We start from the raw sequence: 5,018 nt of genomic DNA, 5'->3' as shown, positions 1-5,018 counted from the left end.
GCGCCCGATGGCCGCGCCATGGTCGGCGCGCGCATCGTCCGCCTGCTGGTCGCGACCATGCTCAATGCCGAGCCGTCGGCCGACCCGCTGCATCAGCAGGTTGCGAAAGCGTGGGCGGCGGACAACAAGCATGCTCCCGATCTGATCCGCCGCGCGCTGGTGCTGCTCGCCGACCACGAATTGAACGCCTCGACCTTCACCGCGCGCTGTGCCGCCTCGACCGGCCTCAATCTCTATGACGCAGTGATCGCCGGCCTCGCCGCGCTGAAAGGGCCCAAGCATGGCGGCGCCGGCGTGCTGGCCTCGCAGCTCGTGAAGACGCTGATCGATCGCGACGTCGAGCCGATGGTGCGCGAGCGCGTCGCGCTCGGCGAGCGCTTTGCCGGCTTCGGCCATGGCGTCTACAAGCGCGGCGATCCCCGCGCGCAATCGCTGCTGAATGCCTTGTCGCGCGCCGGCGCACCGCGAAAATTCACTCGCGAAGTGCCGGAGCGGATCGCGGAGGCGACCGGCGAGTTCGTCAACATCGACTACGCACTCGCCGTGCTCGTGCACGCCCTGCGCCTGCCCGCCGGCAGCGAGCTCGCGCTGTTCGCCATGGCCCGCAGCGTCGGCTGGATCGCCCACGCCAGCGAGCAATTGCAGTTCGGCAAGCTGATCAGGCCGCGGGCGCGGTATGTCGGACCGGCGCCGGGGAGGCGAGTTGTAACCGGCTCCAAAGTGTGAGAGCGATAAAGCTAGTTTCTCAGCGTCGTCCCGGCGAAGGCCGGGACCCATACCGCGTGATCTATCGATTGCGAGCGGTAGGAGTACCGAACCGCTAATCTTCGCCAAACCGCTCTCTGTGGTTATGGGTCCCGGCCCCGTGCGCAATTGCGCACTAGGCCGGGACGACTCCTGTGATGTGATGGTGCTATCAACCCCGCTGCTTCGCCTCCGCGACACCGCTGCCGTTCCGGCGACGTATGAACCACAGGGTCACGCCCACCACGATCGCCACGGCCACCACGGTCAAAATCCAGATGTGCTTGCCGACATGCCCATGATGGTGCAGGCCGGCATATTCATGCAGTGCTGAGACCGCCAGCACGCCCGGCAGCACATGCGCGGGGGCCCAGGCCAGGATCGCGGGGATGTTCACCGCATAAAACTTCGCCGGCGGCATGCCGAGCGCACCGGCGGTAACAGGCACGAAGGCGCGGATCGGGGGCACGAAGCGGGCGAAGAACACCGCCCAGGTGCCGAAGCGATGGAAGAAGCTCTCGCTCTGCTCGACCACGCGCGGATAGTTGGTCAGCGGCCAGGTGTTGAGAATCTCCCGTTGCTGCCGGTGCCCGATCCAATAGGCCGATCCGTCCCCGAGCACCGCGCCGAGTGCGGCCGCCAGCAGCACCCATGGCAGCTTCAGCTCGCCGCCCGGAACCAGCGCGCTCAGCGCCAGGATGATGGTCGATCCGGGGATCACCGACCCGACGACCGGCACCGCTTCGAGCAGCGCCGCCAGGAACAGGGTCAGATAGGCCAGCCACGCATGGGCCGAGACGAAGGCGATGAGGGGATCGAGGAAGGATGTCACGTCGTCTCTGTGGTGGGCTGGAGCACTGGAATTCAGACCCTACATAGGTAGACACATGCGGCAACAGTGCCATCCGCGCAGGCAGAGGCGTCGACCGCCCGGAATTCGAGCGTGATTCGCAAGGCAGCCCTCCAAAAACTGCGTTCCTTGCCTATCTAAATGAAAAGACAATGGAACTTTGATTGGTGGGCGGGCTTCTGCCAGCCACTTGTCTCTGATAGGTTGATTTTCAGCACCCAGCCGCAGCCAACGTGCAAATAACCGGTTTCGGGACCGCCCGGGACCTCGGAGGATTGATGACGACCGCCGCCCTGTCCAAAGTTGAGGAAGTTTCCGGTCTGCCCGACATGAAGGTGTCGGTGCGCCAGGTGTTCGGGATCGACAGCGATCTCGAAGTCCCGGCCTATTCCGAAGTCGATCCTCATGTGCCCGAAGTGGATTCCGACTACCGGTTCGACCGCGCCACCACGCTCGCCATTCTTGCCGGCTTTGCCAAGAACCGCCGCGTGATGGTGACCGGCTATCACGGCACCGGCAAATCCACCCATATCGAGCAGGTCGCCGCGCGACTGAACTGGCCCTGCGTGCGCGTCAATCTCGACAGCCACATCAGCCGTATCGATCTGGTCGGCAAGGACTCGATCGTTGTCAAGGACGGCAAGCAGGTCACCGAATTCCGCGACGGCATTTTGCCCTGGGCGCTGCAGAACAACGTCGCGCTGGTGTTCGATGAATACGACGCCGGCCGCCCCGACGTGATGTTCGTGATCCAGCGCGTGCTGGAGGTCTCGGGACGCCTGACGCTGCTCGACCAGAACAAGGTGATCAAGCCGCATCCGGCGTTCCGCCTGTTCGCCACGGCGAACACCGTCGGCCTCGGCGACACCTCCGGCCTCTATCACGGCACCCAGCAGATCAACCAGGGCCAGATGGACCGCTGGTCGATCGTCACCACGCTGAATTATCTCAGCCATGACGAGGAAGTGGAGATCGTGCTGGCCAAGGCCAAGCATTATCGCTCCCAGGAGGGCCGCGACATCGTCAATAAGATGGTGCGCCTCGCCGACCTCACCCGCAACGCCTTCGCCAACGGCGATCTGTCGACGGTGATGAGCCCGCGCACGGTGATCACCTGGGCGGAGAATTCCGACATCTTCGGCGATATCGGCTTCGCCTTCCGCGTCACCTTCCTCAACAAATGCGACGAGCTCGAGCGTCCGCTGGTCGCCGAGTTCTACCAGCGCTGCTTCAACGCGGAGCTGCCGGAATCGGCGGTGAACGTGGCGCTGAGCTGATCTCTCTCGGTATGTCGTCCCGGCGAACGCCGGGACCCATACCGCGTGATGTCTCGATAGAACGTCACTGATAGTTTCCTGACACAAGAGCGGCCGGTGGTTATGGGTCCCGGCCTTCGCCGGGACGACAGATAGGGTCAGATGACCACCTCCAACTCCAAATTCCGCAGCAACAAGGAAGCGCCGACCGAGCCGTTCAAGCGCTCGGTCGCCTCCTGCCTGAAGGCGATCGCGAAATCGCCCGAGCTTGACGTCTCTTTCGCCGCCGAGCGCCCGGGCCTTGCGCCCGGCAAGGCGCGGCTGCCCGAGCCGGCGCGCAAGATGAGCAGACGTGATGCGGCGATCGTGCGCGGCCACGCCGATTCCATCGCGCTCAAGCTCGCCTGTCACGATCCGAAAGTTCATCGCAAGCTGATGCCCGGCAATCCGCAGGCGCGCGGCGTGTTCGAGGCGGTGGAGCAGGCCCGCGTCGAGGCGATCGGCGCGCGCCGCATGGCGGGCGTTGCCAAAAACCTCACCGCGATGCTCGACGATCACTTCCATCGTGGCAAGTTCGACGAGATCACCGACCGCGCCGACGCGCCGCTGGCCGATGCGCTGGCGATGCTGGTGCGCGAGCGCCTGACCGGCATGGCGCCGCCGGCGGCTGCGAAGAAGATGGTCGACCTCTGGCGGCCCATTCTCGAGGACAAGATCGGCAGGCGACTCGACCGGCTCGACGGCGTGGTCGAGGACCAGACCCGGTTCGGCGATGCCGTGCATGATCTGCTCTCGGCGCTCGAGCTCGGCGACGAGCGCAACGCCGACACCGAGGACAATGACGAGAACGACGAGAACCAGGACGGCGACAACGACCAGTCCGGCGCCGAGGGCTCGCCCGATTCCGACGCCGCACAGGAGATGAGCGCCGACCAGGCCCAGGCGACGTCGGAGGAGATGAGCGAAAGCGCGATGGAAAGCGCGCAGGCTTCGACCTCGGATACGTTCGACGACGGCGAGCTCGGCGACGACGAGACGCCGGGCGAGGCGACGCGGCCGCATTCGCGCGGGGCCAACGAGCCGCGTGGGCCGGAATATCACGCGTTCGCGCCGAAATTCGACGAGGTCATCGCGGCCGAAGACCTCTGCGACCATGACGAGCTGGAGCGCCTGCGCGCCTATCTCGACAAGCAGCTCGCGCATCTGCAGGGGATCGTCGCCCGCCTCGCCAACCGGCTGCAGCGCCGCCTGATGGCGCAGCAGAACCGCGCCTGGGAGTTCGATCTCGAAGAGGGCATCCTCGATCCCGCGCGGCTGTCGCGCGTCGTCACCGATCCCTATCACCCGCTGTCCTTCATGCACGAGAAGGAGGCGACGTTCCGCGACACCGTGGTGACGCTGCTGCTCGACAATTCCGGCTCGATGCGCGGGCGCCCCATCACGGTCGCCGCGACCTGCGCCGACATCCTCGCCCGCACGCTGGAGCGTTGTGGCGTCAAGGTCGAGATTTTGGGCTTTACCACCCGCGCCTGGAAGGGCGGGCAATCGCGCGAAGCCTGGCTTGCCGCCGGCAAGCCGGCCAATCCCGGCCGCCTCAACGATCTCCGCCACATCATCTACAAGTCGGCGGATGCGCCGTGGCGTCGTGCGCGCAAGAATCTCGGCCTGATGATGCGCGAGGGCCTCCTGAAGGAGAACATCGACGGCGAGGCGCTGGACTGGGCGCACAAGCGCCTGCTGGCGAGGGCCGAGCAGCGCAAGATCCTGATGATGATCTCGGACGGCGCGCCGGTCGACGATTCCACGCTGTCGGTCAATCCCGGCAACTATCTCGAGCGGCACCTGCGCCACATCATCGAGGAGATCGAGACCCGCTCGCCGGTCGAGCTGATCGCGATCGGCATCGGCCATGACGTGACGCGCTATTATCGCCGCGCCGTGACGATCGTGGATGCCGAGGAGCTCGGCGGCGCCATCACCGAGAAGCTCGCCGAACTCTTCAGCGAGACCAACACCGCGCCGAGCCAGCCGGCCGGCCGGCCGCGCCGCAAATTGCATTCGTGAGCAACCATCAATCCCGCCGCAGCTTTCTCGGCCACGCGGCGGCGGGATTTTCCCTACTGACGATGCCGCAATTGGCGCGGGCGCAGGCGCAGTTGCAGCCCGCG

Annotated in this window: 4 protein-coding genes; 3 read left to right on the top strand and 1 reads right to left on the bottom strand. The window is 65.7% G+C overall.

Going from position 1 to position 5,018, the window contains the following annotated elements; translation table 11 throughout:
- The coding region (locus CWO91_RS41520) for a citrate synthase (protein WP_245471541.1) at positions 1 to 726 on the top strand (726 nt) is incomplete at its 5' end.
- A 190-nt stretch (positions 727 to 916) separates the two neighbouring features.
- On the opposite strand, the gene CWO91_RS41515 is transcribed toward CWO91_RS41520, so the two are convergent.
- Positions 917 to 1,576, bottom strand: a complete 660-nt coding sequence (locus CWO91_RS41515; protein WP_130221074.1) for a DedA family protein — start codon at positions 1,574 to 1,576, stop codon at positions 917 to 919.
- Between the two features lie 296 nt (positions 1,577 to 1,872).
- On the opposite strand from CWO91_RS41515, the gene cobS reads away from it, so the two are divergent.
- Positions 1,873 to 2,871 (top strand): cobaltochelatase subunit CobS, encoded by a 999-nt coding sequence (gene cobS, locus CWO91_RS41510; RefSeq protein ID WP_130221073.1) that lies wholly within the window; start codon positions 1,873 to 1,875, stop codon positions 2,869 to 2,871.
- A 141-nt stretch (positions 2,872 to 3,012) separates the two neighbouring features.
- Positions 3,013 to 4,914, top strand: coding sequence for a cobaltochelatase subunit CobT (gene cobT, locus CWO91_RS41505; protein WP_130221072.1), 1,902 nt, complete (start codon positions 3,013 to 3,015; stop codon positions 4,912 to 4,914).
- The last annotated feature ends 104 nt before the right edge of the window (positions 4,915 to 5,018 follow it).

The organism is Bradyrhizobium genosp. SA-3 (assembly GCF_004212635.1).
In the GTDB taxonomy this organism is placed as follows: domain Bacteria; phylum Pseudomonadota; class Alphaproteobacteria; order Rhizobiales; family Xanthobacteraceae; genus Bradyrhizobium.
Note: the sequence above shows the minus strand (reverse complement) of the source record. Positions and strands in the feature narration are given on the sequence as shown.